Genomic DNA, 21,279 nt, shown 5'->3' on the forward strand with positions numbered 1-21,279 from the left:
TAGTGTGTGTGCCGTGACAATCACGGTTCTGGTACCCGATCACAACGGGGTCGACGCGCTCGCGGGGATCGACGGCGTGCGCGCCGTCCAGTTCACCTCGCTCACCGATCTCCCGCCCGAGGCCGCCGAGGCCGAGGTGCTCATCCCGGACTTCCTCTCCAGCGACAAGGCGACCGTCGCCGAGCGCCTGCCCAGGCTGCGCCTGGTGCAGTTGCTCACCGCGGGCGCCGAGGCGTGGGTCGGCAAGCTGCCCGGGCACATCATGCTGTCCACCTGCAGCGGTGCCCACGGCGGCAGCACCGCCGAGTGGGTGATGGCCTCGCTGCTGTCGATCTACCGCGACCTGCGCGAGTTCGAGGACAGCAGGCGCGCGGGCGCCTGGTCGTCGCACATGACCGACACGCTGCAGGGCAAGCGCGTGCTCGTGGTCGGCGCGGGCGACCTGGGCAGGCAGCTGCACCGCAAGCTCGACGCCTTCGACGCGCACACCACCCTGGTGGCGCGCTCCGCCCGCGACGGCGTGCACGGGCTCGACGAGTTGGCCGAGCTGCTGCCCGAGCACGACGCGGTGGTCTTGGTGGTCCCGATGACCCCGGCCACCCACCACCTCGCCGACGCCGCCTTCCTGTCCAAGATGCGGGACGGCGCGGTGCTGGTCAACGCCGCGCGCGGCCCGGTGGTGGACACCGACGCGCTGGTCGCCGAGCTGGTCAGCGGCCGGTTGCGGGCCGCGCTCGACGTCACCGACCCCGAGCCGCTGCCCGCCGGCCATCCACTGTGGACCGCCCCTGGCCTGCTGCTCACCCCGCACGTCGCGGGCAGCTGCACGGGGGTGCACCAGCGCGCGTACGCCGTCATCGCCCGCCAGATCGCGCTCTACGCGGCGGGCAAGGAACCGGAGAACCTGGTCCGCGGCGACTACTAGGTCCCGCGCCGGTAGATCAGCGGGGCCTTGACCGATCGCTTACTGTGCGGGCGTGAGTACCGAAGACGACCGCCCGAGGCAGAGTGGCGGATACGCGGACAGCGGCTATTTCACGCCGTCGGAGAGCAGGTACCCGGCGACCACATCCGGCACGGAGGACACCGCGCACAGCGGTGGGTCCACCACGGCGCTCCCGCGCCCCGGCAGCACTGACGACAGCACTACCTCCTACGGCCGCCGGGAGGAGGTGGTCGCCCCCGAGCCGCCCAGCTGGCACTTCGGCGCCGATCTGGGCCTGTTCGTGCTCCGGGTGGTGGTCGGCGCGCTGTTCGTCGGCCACGGCCTGCAGAAGGTCTTCGGCCTCATGCAGGGCCCGGGCATCAGCGGCTTCGCCCAGCAGCTCGGCGCGCTCGGCTTCGAGCAGACCACGCTGCTGTCCTGGGTCACCGGCATCACCGAGCTGGCGGGCGGCGCGCTGCTCGTGCTCGGCCTGTTCACCCCGGCGGCGGCCGCCGCGGTGCTGGGCGTGATGGCGAACGCCATCTGGGTGCGCCTGGACATCAACCTGTTCGCGGGCGGGGTGGAGCTGGAGATCGTCTACGCGGTCGCGGCGTTCGCCCTGCTGTTCTCCGGCGCGGGGCGGATCTCGTTGGACCGCAACACCCCGTGGTTCCGCCGGGCGCCCGCCTTCGGCTTCATCTTCCTGCTCCTGGCGGCGGGCCTGTCCGTGGTGACGCTGGTCGTCCTGCGCTAGGGCACCCACGACAAAGGGAGGGGCTCGTCCACAGTGGACGAGCCCCTCCCTGCTTGTGCTACTGGCTACTTCGACGGGTCGCGGACCGCGCCGGTGGAGGCGTCGGTGGCCATCCGGGCGTAGGCGCGCAGCGCGCTGGTGACCGGGCGCACCCGGTCGACCGGCTGCCACGGCCGCTCACTGGCTTCCATCTTCGCCCGCCGCTCGGCCAAGACCTCGGGCGCCACCAGCAGCTCGAGCGTCCGCTCGTGCACGTCGATGCGGATCTGGTCGCCGTCCTGGACCAGCCCGATGGTGCCGCCGCCCGCCGCCTCCGGGGAGACGTGGCCGATCGACAGACCGGAGGAGCCGCCGGAGAAGCGGCCGTCGGTGATCAGGGCGCACTTCTTGCCCAGGCCCGAGCCCTTGAGGAACGCGGTGGGGTGCAGCATCTCCTGCATCCCCGGGCCGCCGGAGGGGCCCTCGTAGCGCACGACCAGGACGTCGCCCGCCTGGATCTTCTTGCCCAGGATGACCGACACGGCCTGCTCCTGGCTCTCCACGACGCGCGCGGGGCCCTGGAAGACGAACAGGTCCTCGTCGATGCCCGCGGACTTGATCACCGCGCCGCGCTCGGCGAGGTTGCCGTGCAGCACCGCCAGCCCGCCGTCGGCGGTGTGCGCGTGCTCGACGTCGTGGATGCAGCCCCCGGCGGCGTCGGTGTCCAGCGACGACCACCGGTTCGACGTGGAGAACGCCTGCGTGGTGCGGACCCCGCCGGGCGCGGCGTGGAACAGCTCGACGGCCGCGGCGCTCGGGCTCTCGGCCCGGATGTCCCACTCGGACAGCCACTGCTCCAGCGACGGGCTGTGCACCGAGCGGACGCCGGTGTTGAGCAGCCCACCCCGGTACAGCTCGCCCAGGATCGCCGGGATGCCACCGGCCCGGTGCACGTCCTCCATGTGGTAGTCGGAGTTGGGCGACACCTTGGCCAGGCACGGCACCCGGCGCGAGATCGCGTCGATGTCGGCGAGGGTGAAGTCGACCTCGCCCTCCTGCGCGGCGGCGAGGATGTGCAGCACCGTGTTGGTGGAGCCGCCCATCGCCATGTCCAGCGCCATCGCGTTCTCGAACGCGGCGCGGTCGGCGATCGAGCGCGGCAGCGCCGTGGCGTCGTCCTCGCCGTACCAGCGCTTGCACAGCTCGACGACCGTCGTCCCGGCGCGGGTGAACAGGTCGCGGCGCGCGGCGTGCGTGGCCAGCGTGGAGCCGTTGCCCGGCAGCGCGAGGCCGAGCGCCTCGGTGAGGCAGTTCATCGAGTTGGCGGTGAACATGCCCGAGCACGACCCGCAGGTGGGGCACGCGGAGCGCTCCACCTCGGCGAGCGCCTCGTCGTCGACCGCGCTGTTGGCCGAGGCGGAGATCGTGGTGATCAGGTCGCTGGCGGCGTGCACCACGTCGCCGACCACGACCGCCTTGCCCGCCTCCATCGGTCCACCGGAGACGAACACGACCGGCACGTTGAGCCGCAGCGCGGCGTTGAGCATGCCCGGGGTGATCTTGTCGCAGTTGGAGATGCACACCAGCGCGTCGGCCTGGTGGGCGTTGACCATGTACTCGACCGCGTCGGCGATGATCTCCCGCGAGGGCAGCGAGTAGAGCATCCCGCTGTGGCCCATGGCGATGCCGTCGTCCACCGCGATGGTGTGGAACTCCCGGGGCACACCGCCCGCCGCGCGGATCCCCTCGGCCACGATGTCGCCGAGGTCGCGCAGGTGCACGTGCCCGGGCACGAACTGCGTGTAGGAGTTGGCGATGGCCACGATGGGCTTGCCGAAGTCGTCGTCGGTCATCCCGGTGGCGCGCCACAGGGACCGGGCCCCGGCGGCGTTGCGGCCGTGGGTGGTCGTGCGGGAGCGCAGCGCTGGCACGGCTCCTCCAGTCGATCTCTCGTGCTGTTGTCTCGCGGTGGGCGGCGCGGATGGGTGGGCGCCGTCAGAACGGGGGAACGGTGCCCTTGAGGCTACTCCGTCCTACTCCGCGACCGGGTTCGCCTTCTCGACGTCGATTTCCCCGCCGGGGTTTTCCCCGTCTCCCGTTTCCCGGTCTTCCGTTTCTTTGAGGTCCGTTTCTCCGTCGTCCGACTTTTCCACCGCGGCGGTTCCCGGCGCCGGTTCGGTGGGGTCGTCCAGCCTGCCGCCGCTGACCAGGGCCAGTGCGGGCAGGTGTCGCACCCGGACGGACGGCAGCGCCACCTCGGTGTCGTCGTCGAGGACCGCCCGCACACCCGCGCGCTTGGTCAGCCGCAACCCCTTGAGCGCGGTCCACGGCAGCCGCCGGGAGCTGAACACCTGCCGCACCACCAGCCCTTCCGCGTCGGCTGTGGTGCGAACGCGTAACACCCAGGCGGTCGCGGCGATGGGGATCACGTACACCGCGTACAGGCCCGGCGCGCCGAAGGCGAGCGGGGTCGCGCAGATGGTGAACAGGAGCGCGGCGAGCACCGCGACACCCGGGATCCGGAAAACCAGCCGGGACGGGACCTGCTGCTGCTCAGACACCCTTTAATGGTGCACCCAGGGCCTCCCGCACCCGCGTCCGGGGCCGGTTCGGCCGTCCAGTATCCGGGATCACGATCCCGCAGAGTTGACGCTCTACCCCGAACGCACTAGCGTCTCAGTGGTGCCCCTCCAGTCCATTCTCGTACTTCCGCCGCGCGTTCGACGCTGACGGAAGCTCCCGCTCCGCATCGAACGCGCGACCCTCGTGCGACCTTTGAGGTCGACGGGGGTTTTTTGTTGCCCAGACCTCGAAATCACTGACATCACTCCGATACCCCCGAGGCAGAACCGATGACCAGCGCACCATCGCGGCCCACCCCGGCCGCAGCGAACCCTGGGACGGCATCTGCGGCCGCAGGCGCGCAGCCTGCCCGTCCCAAGCCCGCGCCGCCCACCGGAACACCCGTCCGGGTGACCGGCGCGCAGTCGCTCGTCCGGTCGCTCGAGGCGGTAGGGGTCGAGATCGTCTTCGGCATTCCCGGCGGGACCATCCTGCCCGCCTACGACCCGCTGCTGGACTCCACCAAGGTCCGGCACGTGCTGGTCCGGCACGAGCAGGGCGCGGGGCACGCGGCCACCGGCTACGCCCAGGCCACCGGCAAGGTCGGCGTGTGCATGGCCACCTCGGGGCCGGGCGCGACGAACCTGGTCACCCCGCTGGCCGACGCCAACATGGACTCGGTGCCGATCGTGGCGATCACCGGTCAGCAGAGCCGGGCGCTGATCGGCACGGACGCCTTCCAGGAAGCCGACATCTGCGGCATCACCATCCCGGTCACCAAGCACAACTTCCTGGTCACCGACCCGATCGACATCCCGCGCACGATCGCCGAGGCGTTCCACCTGGCCGGCACCGGCAGGCCGGGCCCGGTGCTGGTGGACATCCCCAAGGACGTGCTGCAGGAGTACACCTCGTTCAGCTGGCCGCCGGAGCTGCGGCTGCCCGGCTACCGGCCGACCACCCGCCCGCACGGCAAGCAGGTGCGCGAGGCGGCGAAGCTGATCCGCGCGGCCAAGCGCCCCGTGCTCTACGTCGGCGGCGGCGTGCTCAAGGCCGACGCCTCCGCCGAGCTGCTGGAGCTGGCCGAGCTCACCGGCATCCCGGTCGTCACCACGCTGATGGCCCGCGGCGCCTTCCCCGACTCGCACCAGCAGCACCTGGGCATGCCCGGCATGCACGGCACCGTCCCGGCGGTGGGCGCCATGCAGCGCTCCGACCTGCTGGTCGCGCTGGGCGCCCGGTTCGACGACCGGGTCACCGGCCAGCTGAGCAGCTTCGCGCCGGACGCCAAGATCGTGCACGCCGACATCGACCCGGCCGAGATCTCCAAGAACCGCCGCGCCGACGTGCCGATCGTGGGCGACTGCAAGGAGATCATCGTCGAGCTGATCGCCGCGGTGAAGGCCGAGCGGGCCAACGGCACCGCCGACCTGGCCCCGTGGTGGGCCACCCTGGACGAGTGGCGGCGCACCTTCCCACTGGGCTACGAGTGGCCCGAGGACGGGACGCTGTCCCCGCAGTACGTCATCGAGCGCATCGGCGCCATCGCCGGGCCCGAGGCCATCTACACCGCGGGCGTCGGCCAGCACCAGATGTGGGCCGCGCAGCACGTCCGCTACGAGAACCCGCGCACCTGGCTCAACTCCGGCGGCCTGGGCACCATGGGCTACGCCGTCCCGGCCGCCATGGGCGCCAAGTTCGGCAAGCCGGACACCGTGGTCTGGGCCATCGACGGCGACGGCTGCTTCCAGATGACCAACCAGGAGCTGGCCACCTGCGCCATCGAGGGCGCGCCGATCAAGGTCGCGGTCATCAACAACGGCAACCTCGGCATGGTCCGCCAGTGGCAGAACCTGTTCTACGCCGAGCGCTACTCGCAGACCGACCTGGGCACGCACAAGCACCGGATCCCCGACTTCACCCTGCTCGCCGAGGCGCTGGGCTGCGCGGGGCTGCGCTGCGAGACCAAGGACGACGTCGACTCGGTCATCGCGCGCGCGATGGAGATCAACGACCGCCCGGTCGTGGTCGACTTCGTGGTCGGCAAGGACGCCCAGGTGTGGCCGATGGTCGCCGCGGGCACCGGCAACGACGAGATCATGGCCGCCCGCGGCATCCGGCCGCTGTTCGACGAGGGATGATCAGATGAGCGTGCACACGCTGAGCGTGCTGGTCGAGAACAAGCCCGGCGTCCTGGCGAGGGTGGCCGGGCTGTTCTCCCGCCGCAGCTTCAACATCGAGTCGCTCGCCGTCGGCCCGACCGAGCACCCGGACGTGTCCCGGATGACGATCGTGGTCGCCGTCGAGGACCTGCCGCTGGAGCAGGTCACCAAGCAGCTCAACAAGCTGATCAACGTGATCAAGATCGTCGAGCTGGAGCCCGCCGTGGCGGTGCAGCGCGAGCTGCTGCTGGTCAAGGTCCGGGCCGACGCCACCGTGCGCAGCCAGGTCCTGGAGACGGTGCAGCTCTTCCGCGCCAAGGTCGTCGACGTCTCCCCGGAGGCGTTGACCATCGAGGCCACCGGCACCGCGGACAAGATAGAGGCACTGCTGCGCATGCTCGAGCCCTACGGGGTGCGCGAGATGGTGCAGTCCGGCATGGTCGCCATCGGCCGCGGCCCGCGCTCCATCACCGCCACCGCCGTCCGCTAGCCAGGCCCACTCGAAGCTCGTCAGGGTTTTTCAGGAAGGAAGTACAGAAGAGCATGTCCGTCGAGATCTTCTACGACGCCGACGCCGACCTGGGCATCATCCAGGGTCGCAAGGTCGCGGTCATCGGCTACGGCAGCCAGGGCCACGCGCACGCGCTGAGCCTGCGCGACTCCGGTGTGGACGTCCGGATCGGACTCCCCGAGGGGTCGAAGTCCCGGGCGAAGGCGCAGGAGCAGGGCCTGCGCGTGCTCACCCCGGCGGAGGCCTCGAAGGAGGCCGACCTGATCATGATCCTGGCGCCGGACACCAAGCAGCGCTTCATCTACGCCGAGGACATCGAGCCCAACCTCAGCGATGGCGACGCCATCTTCTTCGGCCACGGCTTCAACATCCGCTACGACCTGATCAAGCCCCCGGCCAACATCGACGTGGCCATGGTCGCGCCCAAGGGCCCGGGCCACCTCGTCCGCCGCCAGTTCGTCGACGGCAAGGGCGTCCCCGCGCTCATCGCCGTGCACCAGGACGCCACCGGTGGCGCCCAGGCGCTCGCGCTCTCCTACGCCGCGGCCATCGGCGGCGCCCGGGCCGGGGTCATCAAGACGACCTTCACCGAGGAGACCGAGACCGACCTGTTCGGCGAGCAGGCCGTGCTCTGCGGCGGCGCGTCGGCGCTGGTGCAGACCGGGTTCGAGGTGCTCACCGAGGCCGGCTACGCCCCGGAGATCGCCTACTTCGAGGTGCTGCACGAGCTCAAGCTCATCGTCGACCTGATGTACGAGGGCGGCATCGCCCGCCAGCGCTACTCGGTCTCCGACACCGCCGAGTACGGCGACCTCACCCGCGGCCCGCGGGTGATCACGCCGGGGGTCAAGGCGGAGATGAAGAAGATCCTGGGTGAGATCCAGGACGGCACCTTCGCCCGCGAGTGGGTGGCCGAGGACGAGAACGGCCGCGAGAACTACCGCAGGCTGCAGGAGCAGGGCGAGCAGCACCCGATCGAGGAGACCGGGCGCAAGTTGCGCGGGTTGATGTCGTGGGTGGATCGGCCGATCACCGAGACTGCTTGATCGTTTGTCGCGCTGGGCCCGGCGTTCCCTTCGTTGGGGTGGCCCGGCATTCCCTTCGCGCGATTGTGACTACGGCCGGAGGTGGGCTGTCAAGGCGGGAAAGATGCCTTGACAGCCGACCTCCGGCCGTGTTTTGGCTGCGTATGGAATGCAGGGCGGGGAGTGGTCTGCGGGGCGGCTTTGGTTGCCGGGCTGGGCCGGGCTGGGTGCGGGGTGGGGTTAGTCGCCGGGCTGCGGTGGGGCTGTGGGGCGGGGGAGTGGTAGCCGGGTCGGGATGGTTGCCGGGCTGCGGTTGGGCTGGGGGAGTGGTCTGCGGGTGGGGTTGGGGCGCCTGGCTGGGGTTGGGCTGGTGGGCGGGCCGGTCGCCGGGGCGGGGGAGTGGTAGCCGGGCCGCGGTTGGGTTGTCGGGCTGGTGAGGACGAGAAGGCGCGTGTGCTCTCGTGGGGAGCTCAGAAGTCCGGTTCGGTTCGCAGCGTGATCAAGGCGGCGGGGGCCAGGTCCGGTTCGAAGGAGTAGCCGGGGAATCCGCCCCAGCGGACTGATTCCCGTAGGTAGTCCACCAGGGTGATTCCCGGTCGGCCGGCCACGTCCACCAGGACCGGGTCGGCCACCTGTGAGGGCAGCTCCAGGTAGTGCGATCCGCCGCTGATGTTGGCCTTGAGCAGTTCGTCTGGAGCGAGGCAGAACTCGAAGCCCTCTGGGTCTTCCTCTTCCTCCACGATGTCCTGCCACTCAAGGTCCAGGAAGTAGGCGTTGCCCAGGCACAGGGGGTCTGGGTATTCGGCTCCGGGTGGTTTGGTGCTCGGTGTTGGTTCGTGGTGGTAGGTCAGCAGCAGGGCTTCGCAGTCGCCTGCGAACCACACCTCGCCGACGCGGCGCAGGCATGCCTCCAAGGCGAAGGGCAGACCGCCGATCTTGTCCGACAGGGTGCTGACCAACTCCTGGTCGCCGTCGGTCGGCGGCTGGTGCGGTGCGATGAGGCGGTCGGAGGAGGTCCAGCCCAGTTCGGGCAGCGCGGCCGCGATCCGGGCGACGTGCTGGGATACCCGGCGCATCGTCTCGTCGGCGACCGCGGCGACGTCCTCGGCCAGTTCCTCGGGGACCGGGCCCAGTGCGCGCAGCTCCGACCAGACGGATTCGCGCTGACCGCGCGCATATCGCAGGGAGAACGAGGTCACCGGGCCTACGCTACTGAGTGCGATCAGACCGATGCGACAGCGACACGGTGCGTGCGGTGGTGCCGGGGGGCTGCGGTATACCTGATCCCCGGCAGATCCTTCAGCGCTGAGCGAGGAGACGTGATGGCGAGCGCCCCCATCTACGACGACAAGGCCGAGATCCGCGGCAACCTCGACCTGACCAAGGCCGAGTGGCAGCGGGCCGCCGAGCCCGACGCCGACCCGGACGGGGAGTACGTGGAGATCGCGTTCGTCCCGCACACCGACGGCAAGACCTACATCGCGATGCGCAACTCGAAGTTCACCGGCCCGGAAGACACCGTCCTGGTCTTCACCGAGTCGGAGTGGGACGCGTTCGTGGAGGGCGCCAAGGCAGGCGAGTTCGACGAGCCGTGGTGACCCCGGCGGGCGGGGGAGACCCCGACCCGGGCGACCAATCCCGACCCGCCCCCGCCGACCCGCCCCGCGGCCGCATGGCGGCCACCGAGTCGGGCGCCGGTCGGACGGCAGCGCCTGAGTCGGGCGCCAGCCGCACGGCGGCCACCGAGCCGAGCGCCGGCCGCACGGCCACCTCTGAGTCGAGCGCCGGCCGCACGGCCACCTCTGAGTCGGGCGCCGGTCGGACGGCGGCCCCTGAGTCAGGCGCCAGCCGCACGGCCGCCACCGAGTCGGGCACCGGCCGGGCTGCCGCCGACGGGGTGGCTGCCTGGCCGGGGAGTGCTGAGCGGTCGGCTGTCGGGCGGGCGGGCGCGGCCGATGTGGTGGGCAGTGTGTCGGGCACCCTCCCGGCGGCGGTGTGGACGCTGCCCGAGGACATGCCGCTGCCCAGCCCGACCGTCCGGCCACCGCACCAAGCGGGCGCGGACGAGCGCCGCGCTCGCGACGAGCCCGGGTTCGAGTCGCAACGGGGTTCGCTGGAGCTGCCCGTCCCCGCCGCGGTGCCGTCGGCACCTCAACGCGGCTCGTCGCCCGCCGCCACCCACGTGACCGAACAACTCACCCGCCGCCCAACCACCACTGCGACCGGGCACACAACTGCGACTGGGCACACAACTGCGACCGGGCACGGCTCTCACCCCACACAGCCTCGATCCACTCTCGGGCCCCCACCGCCACCTCCCGGGGCTCGGCCCACGCCGCTGCCGCGCACGACTGCGCCATCCCAAGCGGCTGGTCCGGTGGCAGCTCAGCCGCCGGCGCCGTTCCAGCCCCCGGCACCGCCGAGCGGCCCCTCTTCCTCTCCGGCCACCGGCTCCGCGTCCCAGCCCGTGGCGCTGCCGCCTGGTCCGCGTCCGCAGCAGACCGGGCCCATGGCTCCCGGTCGCCAAGTGGAACCGGTGCCCGCCGACCGCCGCTCGCCGCCACCCACCGGGCCGCACCAGCTGCCTGCGAATCCCCCGCAGGGTGCTGTCTCGCAGCAGTTCCCGCCCGGGCGGCCGCCGCGATCCTCCGCCGCGATCTCGCAGACCCGTCCGACCGTGGCGTTGGCCAGGCCCGCCCAGCCCCCAGTCGGGCACCCGTCCCCGCCAGGTGCGCTCGCCGAGTCCCCGGCCACCACGCGGATCAGCGGTCCGAACACCGGTGCGGCTCCCGCCGTGCCGCTGAACGGGCCCGGCTCGCCCACCACGCCGGGATCTCCGGGCGCAGGGGTCCAGGGACGCCCCGCGGTTGGTCAGCCTTCTTCTGACTCCGGCAGACCGGGCGAGCCGTTCCCGGGTCCCGCCCAGCCACTCCCCGTCCGGGGCGCCGGCCTGCCGTTCCCGCCCCAGCCAGCGGGCGGGCCTGCTCCGGGCTCGCCGCCCGGGGCGACGTCGCCACCATTCCGCGTCCCGGCCGCACCGCCGGGCGCGGTGTCCCAGCCCTTGCCTGCTCCGGGACCGCCCCCCAACACCACGCGACCCTTCTCGCCCACCGGCCCACCGCCCCCGAGCGCGTCGCAGCAGTTCGCGCCGGGCTCACCTCCCAACGCCGCTATGCCTTTCCTGGGACCGCCGCCCGGTTCCCCACCGCACTTCCCGCCGATCCCCCCGGCTCAGGCGGAGGTCCTCCAGCCCGCCCCGCTCTCCGGCTACGGCGCTGAGGGTTTCGGTCCCACCGGCTCCGGTGGCTACTCCCAGGGGACCACCCCGGTGCCCCCGCGACCGCCGGTCGATGAGCTCCCGGTGGTCAAGGAGCCGAGGAAGCGGCCGTCCTACCTGGTCGAGGGTGACGACGACGAGATGTTCGGCAACGCCGCGTTCACCGCGCCGCCGGTTATCGGCGAGTAGTCGACATTGACACAACTTTGACATGTCACATGTCTCACCCTCGGGGTTGAACGGTTCAGTCGCGGTTCTAAACTCGACCCGGTTACAGCGTCGTGACCGCCTCCTTCCCAGCTCTCCCAGCACAGGAGTCCCAGCGTGACAACTACGAGCCGCCCCGTCGTCCTCATCGCCGAGAAGCTCGCGCCGTCCGTGCTGGACGTCTTCGGCGACGAGTTCGAGGTCCGCCACGTCGACGGCACCGACCGCCCCGCCCTGCTGGCCGCGGTGGCGCACGCCGACGCGCTGCTGGTGCGCTCCGCGACCCAGGTCGACGCCGAGGTCCTCAAGGCGAGCGACACCCTCAAGGTCGTCGCGCGCGCCGGTGTCGGGCTCGACAACGTCGAGGTGCCCGCGGCCACCGAGCGCGGTGTCCTGGTGGTCAACGCGCCGACGTCCAACATCGTCTCGGCCGCCGAGCACGCGGTGGCGCTGCTGCTCTCGGTCGCCCGCCAGGTGCCCGCCGCGCACGCCACGCTGCAGGACGGCCAGTGGAAGCGCAGCTCGTTCTCCGGCGTGGAGCTGCAGGGCAAGACCGTCGGCGTGGTCGGCCTGGGCAAGATCGGCCAGCTCTTCGCGCAGCGGCTCGCCGCGTTCGGCACCACGCTGATCGCCTACGACCCCTACGCCTCGGCCGCGCGCGCCGCGCAGCTGGGCATCGAGCTGGTCGAGCTGGACGAGCTGCTCGCCCGCGCCGACGTGATCTCGGTGCACCTGCCCAAGACCCCGGAGACGAAGGGCCTGCTCAACGCCGAGACCCTGGCCAAGACCAAGCGCGGCGTGATCATCGTCAACGCCGCGCGCGGTGGCCTGATCGACGAGGAGGCGCTGGCCGACGCGGTGCGCAGCGGCCAGGTCGGCGGCGCGGGCGTGGACGTCTTCGTCAAGGAGCCCACCACCGAGAGCCCGCTGTTCGGCGTGCCCGGCATCGTGGTCACCCCGCACCTGGGCGCCTCCACCGCCGAGGCGCAGGACCGCGCGGGCACCGACGTGGCCCGCTCGGTGCTGCTCGCGCTGCGCGGCGACTTCGTGCCGGACGCGGTCAACGTGGCCGGTGGCGTGGTCGGCGAGGAGGTCCGCCCGTACCTGCCGCTGGTGCAGAAGCTGGGCACGGTGCTCTCCGCGCTCGGCGGCAAGGCACCCACCTCGATCACCGTCCAGGTCCGCGGCGAACTGTCCACTGAGGACGTCTCGATCCTGCCGCTGGCCGCGCTGCGCGGGGTGTTCGCGGGCATCGTCGAGGACCAGGTGACGTTCGTGAACGCGCCGCGGCTGGCCGAGACCCTCGGGGTCACCGTCGAGGTGACCAAGGAGAGCGAGAGCCTCAACCACCGCAGCGTGGTCACCCTGCGCGGGGTCTACCCGGACGGCTCGGCGGTCACCGTCAGCGGCACGCTGTCCGGTCTGGCCCAGGCGCAGAAGCTGGTCGAGGTGCACGGCCGCTCGTTCGACCTGCGCGCCGAGGGCGACGTGCTGCTGCTGGAGTACCCGGAGCGCCCGGGCGTGATGGGCACCGTGGGCACCCTGCTCGGCGAGGCCGGGGTCAACATCGACGCCGCGCAGATCAGCCAGACCGGCGACGGCACCGACGCGGTCATGCTGCTGCGCGTGGACCGCCCGGTCGACGGCTCGGTGCTGGAGTCGATCGGCGCCGCGGTGGGCGCCACGCTGGTGCGCTCGGTCGACTTCGGCTGACGAACCGCCCACAGGCTGGGACGCAACTCCAAAGCCGCACGGTGCCCGGATCGGTTGGCGACCAACCGATCCGGGCACCGTTCGTGGTAAACCGGGGTCGGGAAAACGCCGAAACACCACCCAGAGGGGTGGCGAGATGCGGCTACCGGACGACTTCCCGGTAGCCTTCCCTCGACTACCAGGCCCTGACAGTTCGGGCCGATATCCGGGAGGTGTGTGCATGCGGCTCGCGGTGATCCCAGGTGACGGGATCGGGCCGGAAGTGATCGCGGAGGCCCTCAAGGTCCTCGGTGAGGTCGTTCCGACCGCGGAGATCACCCGATACGACCTCGGCGCGGCGCGGTGGCACGCGACCGGGGAGCTGCTGCCGGAGTCCGTGCTCGGCGAGCTGCGGGAGCACGACGCGATCCTGCTCGGCGCCGTCGGCGATCCTTCGGTCCCCAGCGGCATCCTCGAGCGCGGCCTGCTGCTGCGGCTGCGCTTCGAGCTCGACCACCACGTCAACCTGCGTCCGGCCCGGCTCTACCCGGGCGTGAAGAGCCCGATCGCCGACCCGGGCGAGATCGACATGATCGTGGTCCGGGAGGGCACCGAGGGGCTCTACGCGGGCAACGGCGGACTGTTGCGAAAGGACACTCCGCACGAGATCGCGACCGAGGTCAGCGTCAACACCTCGTTCGGGGTCGAGCGGGTGGTCCGGGACGCGTTCGGCCGCGCCGCCGCCCGCCCGCGCAAGCACCTCACGCTCGTCCACAAGACGAACGTGCTGACCCACGCGGGCTCGCTGTGGTCGCGCGTGGTCGAAGAGGTCTCGCTGCAGCACCCGGACGTGACGGTGGCCTACCAGCACGTCGACGCCACGACCATCCACATGGTCACCGACCCGACCCGCTTCGACGTGATCGTCACCGACAACCTGTTCGGTGACATCCTCACCGACCTGGCGGCGGCGGTCACCGGCGGCATCGGCCTGGCGGCCAGCGGCAACCTCGACATCACCCGGCGCAACCCGAGCATGTTCGAGCCGGTGCACGGCAGCGCGCCGGACATCGCCGGGCAGGGCATCGCCGACCCGACGGCCGCGGTGCTCTCGGTGGCGCTGCTGCTCGACCACCTCGGCGAGGTGGAGGCGGCCCGGCGGATCGAGGCCTCGGTCGCCTTCGACCTGGCCACCCGCGACCACGCCTCGCCCGGTGGCACCTTCGCCATCGGCGACCGGCTCGCCGCACTGGTCTCCTCGAACGCGAAATCCGCGTAGCGAAGCCAGATCGACCGCGAACGCCGCCCCCGGACCGGGGGCGGCGTTCGCCGTTTGCGAGGGATAACAGATCCCAGCGGATGGGACATCGCGTCCGTGAATTGGACGTCGCCGAGCAGGCTGTGCCACGATCGCGCCGTGTTCAACTCCGTCGTCATTATTGACCAGCGCGCTGGGTAGCTCCTTCTCCGAGCCCAGCGCGCAGACCTCTCGCACCTCGCGGGGGGTCTTTTTGTTTTCCTGGAAACCCCTTCTAGAGGAGCAGAACCCGTGACCCGCACAGCCCGGTCCGAGCCCGCAGGCACCCCGCTCGGCGATTCCTTCCACCTCTACGACACGACCCTGCGCGACGGCGCCCAGCGGGAGGGCATCTCCTACTCGGTCACCGACAAGCTGGCCGTGGCGCGGTTGCTGGACGGGCTGGGCGTGGGGTTCATCGAGGGCGGCTGGCCGGGCGCGCTGCCCAAGGACACGGAGTTCTTCGCCCGGGCGGCGGCAGGCGAGCTGGTGCTCGAGCACGCGGCGCTGGTCGCCTTCGGCGCCACCCGGCGCGCGGGCGGCACGGCCGCCACCGACCAGCAGGTGCGGGCGCTGCTCGACTCGCAGGCCCCGGTGATCACCCTCGTGGCCAAGTCCGACCGCAGGCACATCGAGCGCGCGCTGCGCACCGACGTGGCCGAGGCGGTGGAGATGGTGCGCGACACCGTCGCGTTCCTGGTCGGTGAGGGCAGGCGGGTCTTCCTCGACGCCGAGCACTTCTTCGACGGCTACGCCTTCGACCCGGACTGCTCGCTGCGGGTGCTCACCGCGGCGGTGGAGGCGGGCGCGGACGTGGCGGTCCTGTGCGACACCAACGGGGGGCAGCTGCCCCTCGGCCTGGCGGACACCGTCCGCGAGGTCATCGCCCGCACCGGTTTCCGGGTGGGCATCCACTGCCAGGACGACACGTCCTGCGCGGTGGCCAACAGCGTCGCGGCTGTGCAGGCGGGCGCTAGCCACGTCCAGTGCACCGCGAACGGCTACGGCGAACGGGCGGGCAACGCCGACCTGTTCGCCGTCACGGGCAATCTCGTGACCAAGCTCGGAATACAGGCGCTGCCCACCGGCTCGCGCTCCGAGCTCACCCGGGTCTCCCACGCCCTCGCCGAGATCGCCAACATCGCACCCGACACCCACCAGGCCTATGTCGGGTCGTCAGCGTTCGCCCACAAGGCGGGCCTGCACGCGAGCGCGATCAAGGTGGACCCGGAGCTCTACAACCACATCGATCCGGCCACCGTCGGCAACGACATGCGGGTGCTGGTCACCGAGATGGCCGGCCGGGCCAGCCTCGAGCTCAAGGGACACGAGCTCGGGGTTGACCTGGCCGGCAGGCCCGAGGCCGTCACGAACGCGTTGCGCAAGGTCAAGGAGCTGGAGGCGCGCGGCTGGTCCTTCGAGGCCGCCGACGCCTCCTTCGAACTGCTGCTGCGGGGGGAGATCGCCGGGATCGACCCGACCACGACCCTGCCCGCGGTCCCCTTCGAGCTGGAGTCCTACCGGGTCATCCTCGACCACCGGGCCGACGGCGAGGTGGTGTCCGAGGCGACGGTGAAGGTGCGCGTGGACGGTCAGCGCGTCATCGCCACCGCCGAGGGCAACGGACCGGTGCACGCCCTGGACGCGGCCCTGCGCCGGGCCCTGGTGCCGCACCTGCCGTGGCTCGACGAGGTCGAGCTGACCGACTACAAGGTGCGGATCCTGACATCCGGTGGCGGTCCCCGTGCAACCGAACACGGCACCGACGCCGTCACCAGGGTGCTGGTGCAGTCCACGGACCATGAGCTCGAATGGACCACGGTCGGCGTGCACGGCAACATCGTGGAGGCCAGCTGGCTGGCCCTCTGCGACGCGCTGGCGCACAAGGCGATGCGGGTCGGGTCCGGGGTCGGCGCGGGCGGCCCGCACCGGTAGGCCGCCGTGGCTGGGTCGAGGAGGGTGTTCGGGTGCGTCGGATCGTGTTGTTCACCGGGATCGTGTCGGTCGCCGCGGTGATCGGGGGCTGCGGCGGCGGCGCGGGCTCGGACGACCCGGCCGCCCCCTCGACCGCACCACCCACCGACGTGTGGGACGCGGGCGCCAAGGCGGCCCCCGGTGTCACCCGGGTGGGTTCACCTCAGGCGTGCCCGATGCCGTTCGCCTTCGACATCGCCGCGGGCTGGCAGCCCAGCCCGGCCACCGCCGAGTCCCGCGCGGGCCTCGCCGCGGCGTGCCGGGTGTCCACCACCGACGGCGACCTGCGGGTGTGGATCGGCGGCGACCCGGGCGGCACCTCGCGGCTGGCACTGGACCAGTACCTGCAGGGCGAGGGCCCCACAGCCGACCCGACCTACCGCGACACCGGCGTCGGCCAGGGGGCGGGCGTCGAGCTCACCTACTCGAAACCGGGCGGCGAGGCCCGCGGCCGGGCGTTCGCCCTCGCCACCCCGCTGCGCACGATCGTGGTCTCGGTGGCCGCCGACGACCCGGCCGCGTACCGCAAGGTGCTAGCCGGCTACCTCCTGGCGAAGGACAGCCTCACCCCCGTCGAGCGGTGAGCCCCGGGCGCCGTCCGGCACGCGCTCTCGCGTCACGAATCCCACGCACCGGACCCGCGGGGCAGCGCCTAGGGTGGCGTCGTGCGTATCGCTCGAATTGCCCATCCTGAAGGGGTCGCGTTCGTCGCCGTAGAGGGCGACGGGGACGACCAGGTAGCCGCCGAGATCGCCGAGCACCCGTTCGGCACCCCCACGTTCACCGGCAGGCGCTGGCCGCTGGCCGACACCCGGCTGCTGGCACCGATCCTGCCCAGCAAGGTCCTCTGCGTCGGCAAGAACTACGCCGACCACGCCAAGGAGATGGGTGGGGAGGCGCCGACCAGCCCGGTGATCTTCATGAAACCCTCCACCTCGGTCGTCGGCCCCGGCGCCGCGATCAAGCTCCCGCCGGACTCGACCCGGGTGGACTTCGAGGGCGAGCTGGCGATCGTCATCGGCATGCCCTGCCGCGACGTCCCGGCGGCCCGGGCCAAGGACGTGATCCTGGGCTACACCATCGCCAACGACGTCACCGCCCGCGACCAGCAGCAGGCCGACGGCCAGTGGACCAGGGCCAAGGGCCACGACACGTTCTGCCCGCTCGGTCCCTGGATCACCACCGGCGTCGAGCTGCAGACCGCGGCCGGCCTCGACCTCAAGACCACAGTGGACGGTGCGGTCAAGCAGGACTCGAACACCGCCCTGCTGATCCACGAGATCCCGGAACTCATCGAGTGGATCTCCCGGGTGATGACCCTGCTGCCCGGCGATGTGATCCTGACCGGCACCCCCGCCGGAGTTGGTCCGTTGGCAGTGGGGCAATCGGTGTCGGTGACCATCGAATCGCTGGGCACCCTCACCAACACCGTCCAGAACCGCTAGCGATCGAGCGGAAAGCGCGGACGCGGAGGCAAAGAAGGCACGACGGGGAGCGGGCGCGCCGGCTGAGAAGTACCGGAGGCCCGACCCGCACCGACCGCAGCCGGTCAATCCGCCGGCTCGAAACGCTTGACCGGAGTGGATCCCGCACCGACCGCACCTGGATAGCTCCGCTTGTTTGGAGCAACCCGGTCGCTCGAAACGCTCGACCCAAGCCGGCCCCGCACCAACCGCACCCGAATGACTCGCCTGTCGGGTTGCGAAGGACGTGGTTGCAGACCCACCTCCCACGCGTCCGCACCTGGACAACTCGCCTGCTGGATTGGGTGGAGTGGCTTTGTCTGGGGGGAGGGGCGATCGTAAACTTGCTGTGGTCGTGGGGCTCCCTTTCCCACCCGCTTTTCCCACGACGATCGCCCCTAGGGGCCCCGGGCAAAGCCACTCCACCCAATCCAGCACCCCACCTGAGCAAACCCCGACGCAGCCACCAAAGCGGGCCCCTGGGCAGCCACAATGCTGGCCGGGAAGCCAGAGCCGGCACCGCACCTAGCCCCAAAGCAAGCCCAGGGCAGCCGCAAGGCAAGAGCCCCAGCAGGCGTCAGCGCCGAGCGAAGTCCGGCGTCGGCTCGGTGAGCAGCCCGCGCCCGATCAGCTGAGCCGGGATCCGCCGCAGGAAGGGCACGCTGGAGAGCAGCCGCAGCGCGAGCGGCGGCTTCTTGGCCCGGGCGATCTCGACCTTCCCGGCCAGCGCCGGGGCCAGCCCCCTGGCGTGCAGCACGCGCTGCAGGGTCTGCACGGCCACGGTCGGCAGCAGCCGCCTGCGGCGCACCCTGGCCAGGTCCGAAGTGGACACCGCGCCCGCCAGCAGCGGCGCCGCCAGCAGCCGGGCGGCGGCGACCGCGTCCTGGACCGCCAGGTTGATGCCCACCCCGCCGACCGGGGACATCGCGTGCGCGGCGTCGCCGAGGCAGAGCAGGCCGTCGAGGTGCCAGCGGGTCAGCCGGTCGAGCTTGACGTCGAGGGTCTTGACGTCGTCCCAGGAGGTGACCGCGTCCTCCCGCCCCGCGAGCCACGGCGCGACCCGCACCAGGTCGGCCACCATGTCCGCCACCGGGGCGGTCCGGGCGGGCGTGTCCGAACCCTTGGCGATCAGGGTCGCCACCTGCCAGTAGTCGCGCCGGTCGATGAGCACCGCCGCCCGGGCGCGGCTGACCAGTCCGACGATGCCGCGCGGGTCGCTGTCCTGCCTGGGCAGCCGGAACCACCACACGTCCATCGGCGTGGGGAAGGACTTCGGGCGCAGGTGGGCGTCCGCGCGCAGCCGGGAGCCGCGGCCGTCGCAGGCCACGGTCAGGTCGGCGGTGATCGCGCCGGTCTCGCCCGCCGCGGTCCGGTAGTCGACACCGACCACGCGGTCGCCGTCCCAGCGCAGCGCGGTCGCCTCGGTGTTCATCCGCAGGGTGAACCCCGGCTCCTTCTTGGCGGCGCCCGCCAGGAGGTCCAGCAGGTCCCACTGCGGCACCATCGCGATGAAGTTGTTCGGGCCCGGCAGCGTCGTCAGGTCGGCCACCCGCACCGCCCCGCCCGCGAACGGGACCTGCGCCTGCTCGACCCGGCTCTGCGGCAGCGCCCGGAAGGCCGGGCCGAGGCCCAGGTCGTCGAGCAGGTCGAGGGTGGGTGGGTGCACGGTGTCGCCGCGGAAGTCCCGCAGGAAGTCCGCGTGCTTCTCCAGCACGGTCACCTCGACACCCGCCCGGGCCAGCAGCAGGCCCAGCACCATCCCCGCCGGTCCGCCGCCCGCGACGCACACCGTCGTGTGTTCCATGATCCCCTCCAGGATTTCAACGGTAGTTGAATAACTTGAGGATGCACCCGGGCCTCGCCTGGGTCAAGCCGGATCGGCAGGGATACGCTCAGCGGGCCATGAGCACGCCACACGCAGACACCCCAGTCCGAGCCCGCTTCTGCCCGTCACCGACGGGTACACCGCACGTCGGGCTCATCCGCACCGCCCTGTTCAACTGGGCCTTCGCCCGGCACACCGGCGGCGAACTCGTCTTCCGCATCGAGGACACCGATGCCGCCCGCGACTCCGAGGAGAGCTACACCGCCCTCCTCGACGCGCTGCGCTGGCTCGGCATCGACTGGGACGAGGGCCCCGAGGTCGGCGGTGAGCACGGCCCCTACCGGCAGAGCCAGCGGTCCGACATCTACGCCGACGTCGCCCGCAAGCTGTTCGACGCGGGCGAGCTGTACGAGTCGTTCTCCACGCCCGAGGAGGTCGAGGCGCGCCGCCGGGCGGCGGGCCAGGACCCCAAGCTGGGCTACGACAACGCCGACCGCGACACCACCGACGAGCAGCGCGCCGCCTTCCGCGCCGCGGGCCGCGAGCCGGTGCTGCGGCTGCGCGTGCCCGACGAGGCGATCGCGTTCACCGACCTCATCCGCGGCGACATCAGCTTCCCGTCAGGCAGCGTGCCCGACCCGGTGCTGGTGCGCGCCAACGGAGCGCCGCTCTACACGCTGACCAACCCCGTTGACGACGCGTTGATGAAGGTGACCCACGTCCTGCGCGGCGAGGACCTGCTTCCGTCAACTCCCCGCCAGATAGCGCTCTACGCCGCGCTCGAGCGGGTGGGGATCGCCGAGTTCACCCCGCACTTCGGACACATGCCGCTGGTGCGCGGCGAGGGCAACAAGAAGCTGTCCAAGCGCGACCCCCAGTCGAACCTGTTCGCCTACCGCGAGCGCGGCTTCGTGCCCGAGGGGATGCTCAACTACCTGGCGCTGCTGGGCTGGTCGATCGCCGACGACCGCGACATCTTCACGATGGCCGAGATGATCGATGCCTTCGAGATCGGCAAGGTCAGCTCGAACCCGGCCCGCTTCGACCTGAAGAAGGCCGAGGCGATCAACGCCGAGCACCTGCGCGCGCTGCCCCGGGACGAGTTCGTCCGCCGCGTGCTGCCCTACCTGGTGTCAGCCGGGGTGCTGCCCGCCGAGCCCACCGTTGATCAACTGGCCACAGTGGACGCTATCGCACCCCTTGTGCAGGAGCGCCTGATCGTGCTCTCCGACGCCGCGGGCATGGTGCGCTTCCTTTACGCCACCGAGGAGGACTTCGCCCCGGAGCCGGAGGCGGCGGCCAAGAACCTCGGCGCGGACGCGAAGCCGGTGCTCGAGGCGAGCATCGCGGCGCTGGAGGCGTTGCCGGAGTGGACCACCGCGGCCATCGAGGAAGCGCTCAAGGGCGCGCTGGTCGACGGCCTGGGCCTCAAGCCGCGCAAGGCTTTCGCCCCTGTTCGGGTGGCCGTCACGGGTCGTACGGTGTCCCCCCCGCTCTACGAGTCGCTCGAACTCCTCGGGCGTGACCGCACTCTCACCCGATTGCGGAAGGCGCTTCCGTAACGAGCACAGGAGATCCCGCGATATCCCGGAGTTCGGGCTGTCGCGGGATCTTCGCGCTTGACCG

Annotated in this window: 17 protein-coding genes; 13 read left to right on the forward strand and 4 right to left on the reverse strand. The window is 71.6% G+C overall.

Annotated elements, in window-relative coordinates:
• Nucleotides 1–4 precede the first annotated feature (4 nt).
• Together QSK30_RS26125 and QSK30_RS26130 are read left to right on the forward strand one after the other, a co-directional pair.
• Nucleotides 5–925 carry a 2-hydroxyacid dehydrogenase gene (locus QSK30_RS26125; RefSeq protein WP_285506676.1) on the forward strand — a complete coding sequence of 307 codons (921 nt, stop codon included), beginning with the start codon at nucleotides 5–7 and terminating at the stop codon, nucleotides 923–925.
• A gap of 52 nt (nucleotides 926–977) precedes the next feature.
• Entirely contained in the window at nucleotides 978–1,679 is a 702-nt protein-coding gene (locus tag QSK30_RS26130) for a DoxX family protein (protein WP_285506677.1), read from the forward strand.
• A 65-nt stretch (nucleotides 1,680–1,744) separates the two neighbouring features.
• Here the strand turns inward: QSK30_RS26130 and ilvD are convergent, their stop codons facing one another.
• Both ilvD and QSK30_RS26140 read right to left on the reverse strand, forming a co-directional pair.
• Nucleotides 1,745–3,589, reverse strand: a complete 1,845-nt coding sequence (gene ilvD, locus QSK30_RS26135) for a dihydroxy-acid dehydratase (protein WP_285506678.1) — start codon at nucleotides 3,587–3,589, stop codon at nucleotides 1,745–1,747.
• Nucleotides 3,590–3,691: 102 nt separating this feature from the next.
• Entirely contained in the window at nucleotides 3,692–4,219 is a 528-nt protein-coding gene (locus QSK30_RS26140; RefSeq protein ID WP_285506679.1) for a PH domain-containing protein, read from the reverse strand.
• 291 nt (nucleotides 4,220–4,510) lie between these two features.
• Between QSK30_RS26140 and QSK30_RS26145 the strand changes: the two genes are divergently transcribed.
• The 3 genes from QSK30_RS26145 to ilvC are packed head-to-tail and all read left to right on the forward strand — an operon-like array spanning nucleotide 4,511 to nucleotide 7,939.
• Complete coding sequence (locus tag QSK30_RS26145; protein WP_285506681.1) at nucleotides 4,511–6,361, forward strand: acetolactate synthase large subunit; 1,851 nt, start codon at nucleotides 4,511–4,513, stop codon at nucleotides 6,359–6,361.
• 4 nt (nucleotides 6,362–6,365) lie between these two features.
• Entirely contained in the window at nucleotides 6,366–6,872 is a 507-nt protein-coding gene (ilvN, locus tag QSK30_RS26150; RefSeq protein ID WP_285506682.1) for an acetolactate synthase small subunit, read from the forward strand.
• Nucleotides 6,873–6,925: 53 nt separating this feature from the next.
• On the forward strand, nucleotides 6,926–7,939 hold the full coding sequence (ilvC, locus tag QSK30_RS26155) for a ketol-acid reductoisomerase (RefSeq protein ID WP_285506684.1): 1,014 nt from the start codon (nucleotides 6,926–6,928) through the stop codon (nucleotides 7,937–7,939).
• A gap of 449 nt (nucleotides 7,940–8,388) precedes the next feature.
• Here ilvC and QSK30_RS26160 read toward each other — a convergent pair whose 3' ends face one another.
• On the reverse strand, nucleotides 8,389–9,117 hold the full coding sequence (locus tag QSK30_RS26160; RefSeq protein ID WP_285506685.1) for a hypothetical protein: 729 nt from the start codon (nucleotides 9,115–9,117) through the stop codon (nucleotides 8,389–8,391).
• A 123-nt stretch (nucleotides 9,118–9,240) separates the two neighbouring features.
• Between QSK30_RS26160 and QSK30_RS26165 the strand changes: the two genes are divergently transcribed.
• The 7 genes from QSK30_RS26165 to QSK30_RS26195 all read left to right on the forward strand — a co-directional run bounded on the left by QSK30_RS26165 (nucleotide 9,241) and on the right by QSK30_RS26195 (nucleotide 17,810).
• The gene (locus QSK30_RS26165; RefSeq protein WP_285506687.1) at nucleotides 9,241–9,516 is read left to right on the forward strand and encodes a DUF397 domain-containing protein; all 276 of its coding nucleotides are present in this window, start codon (nucleotides 9,241–9,243) and stop codon (nucleotides 9,514–9,516) included.
• 1,574 nt (nucleotides 9,517–11,090) lie between these two features.
• Nucleotides 11,091–11,384 carry a hypothetical protein gene (locus QSK30_RS26170; RefSeq protein ID WP_285506689.1) on the forward strand — a complete coding sequence of 98 codons (294 nt, stop codon included), beginning with the start codon at nucleotides 11,091–11,093 and terminating at the stop codon, nucleotides 11,382–11,384.
• 135 nt (nucleotides 11,385–11,519) lie between these two features.
• On the forward strand, nucleotides 11,520–13,115 hold the full coding sequence (serA, locus tag QSK30_RS26175; protein WP_285506690.1) for a phosphoglycerate dehydrogenase: 1,596 nt from the start codon (nucleotides 11,520–11,522) through the stop codon (nucleotides 13,113–13,115).
• Nucleotides 13,116–13,335: 220 nt separating this feature from the next.
• A complete protein-coding gene (locus tag QSK30_RS26180; protein WP_285506693.1) occupies nucleotides 13,336–14,373 on the forward strand; it encodes a 3-isopropylmalate dehydrogenase in 1,038 nt (345 codons plus the stop codon).
• A gap of 270 nt (nucleotides 14,374–14,643) precedes the next feature.
• A complete protein-coding gene (gene cimA / locus QSK30_RS26185) occupies nucleotides 14,644–16,326 on the forward strand; it encodes a citramalate synthase (RefSeq protein ID WP_285506694.1) in 1,683 nt (560 codons plus the stop codon).
• A gap of 32 nt (nucleotides 16,327–16,358) precedes the next feature.
• The gene (locus tag QSK30_RS26190) at nucleotides 16,359–16,949 is read left to right on the forward strand and encodes a lipoprotein (RefSeq protein ID WP_285506696.1); all 591 of its coding nucleotides are present in this window, start codon (nucleotides 16,359–16,361) and stop codon (nucleotides 16,947–16,949) included.
• Between the two features lie 81 nt (nucleotides 16,950–17,030).
• Nucleotides 17,031–17,810: a fumarylacetoacetate hydrolase family protein gene (locus tag QSK30_RS26195; RefSeq protein ID WP_285506698.1), complete on the forward strand. Its 780-nt coding sequence runs from the start codon at nucleotides 17,031–17,033 to the stop codon at nucleotides 17,808–17,810.
• A 595-nt stretch (nucleotides 17,811–18,405) separates the two neighbouring features.
• Here the strand turns inward: QSK30_RS26195 and QSK30_RS26200 are convergent.
• A complete protein-coding gene (locus QSK30_RS26200; RefSeq protein WP_285506701.1) occupies nucleotides 18,406–19,632 on the reverse strand; it encodes an FAD-dependent oxidoreductase in 1,227 nt (408 codons plus the stop codon).
• Nucleotides 19,633–19,730: 98 nt separating this feature from the next.
• Between QSK30_RS26200 and gltX the strand changes: the two genes are divergently transcribed.
• Nucleotides 19,731–21,215, forward strand: coding sequence for a glutamate--tRNA ligase (gene gltX, locus QSK30_RS26205; RefSeq protein ID WP_285506703.1), 1,485 nt, complete (start codon nucleotides 19,731–19,733; stop codon nucleotides 21,213–21,215).
• Nucleotides 21,216–21,279: the final 64 nt, after the last annotated feature.

The sequence above is a fragment of the Actinokineospora sp. NBRC 105648 genome (genome assembly GCF_030269645.1).
Lineage (GTDB): Bacteria > Actinomycetota > Actinomycetes > Mycobacteriales > Pseudonocardiaceae > Actinokineospora.

What these genes read in the sequence shown, in the direction of transcription:
- QSK30_RS26200 (WP_285506701.1), bottom strand. Translation starts at nt 19,632, where the DNA reads ATGGAACACACGACGGTGTGCGTCGCGGGCGGCGGACCGGCGGGGATG.
- gltX (WP_285506703.1), top strand. Translation starts at nt 19,731, where the DNA reads ATGAGCACGCCACACGCAGACACCCCAGTCCGAGCCCGCTTCTGCCCG.
- ilvC (WP_285506684.1), top strand. Translation starts at nt 6,926, where the DNA reads ATGTCCGTCGAGATCTTCTACGACGCCGACGCCGACCTGGGCATCATC.
- ilvN (WP_285506682.1), top strand. Translation starts at nt 6,366, where the DNA reads ATGAGCGTGCACACGCTGAGCGTGCTGGTCGAGAACAAGCCCGGCGTC.
- QSK30_RS26180 (WP_285506693.1), top strand. Translation starts at nt 13,336, where the DNA reads ATGCGGCTCGCGGTGATCCCAGGTGACGGGATCGGGCCGGAAGTGATC.
- QSK30_RS26170 (WP_285506689.1), top strand. Translation starts at nt 11,091, where the DNA reads ATGCCTTTCCTGGGACCGCCGCCCGGTTCCCCACCGCACTTCCCGCCG.
- QSK30_RS26165 (WP_285506687.1), top strand. Translation starts at nt 9,241, where the DNA reads ATGGCGAGCGCCCCCATCTACGACGACAAGGCCGAGATCCGCGGCAAC.
- QSK30_RS26145 (WP_285506681.1), top strand. Translation starts at nt 4,511, where the DNA reads ATGACCAGCGCACCATCGCGGCCCACCCCGGCCGCAGCGAACCCTGGG.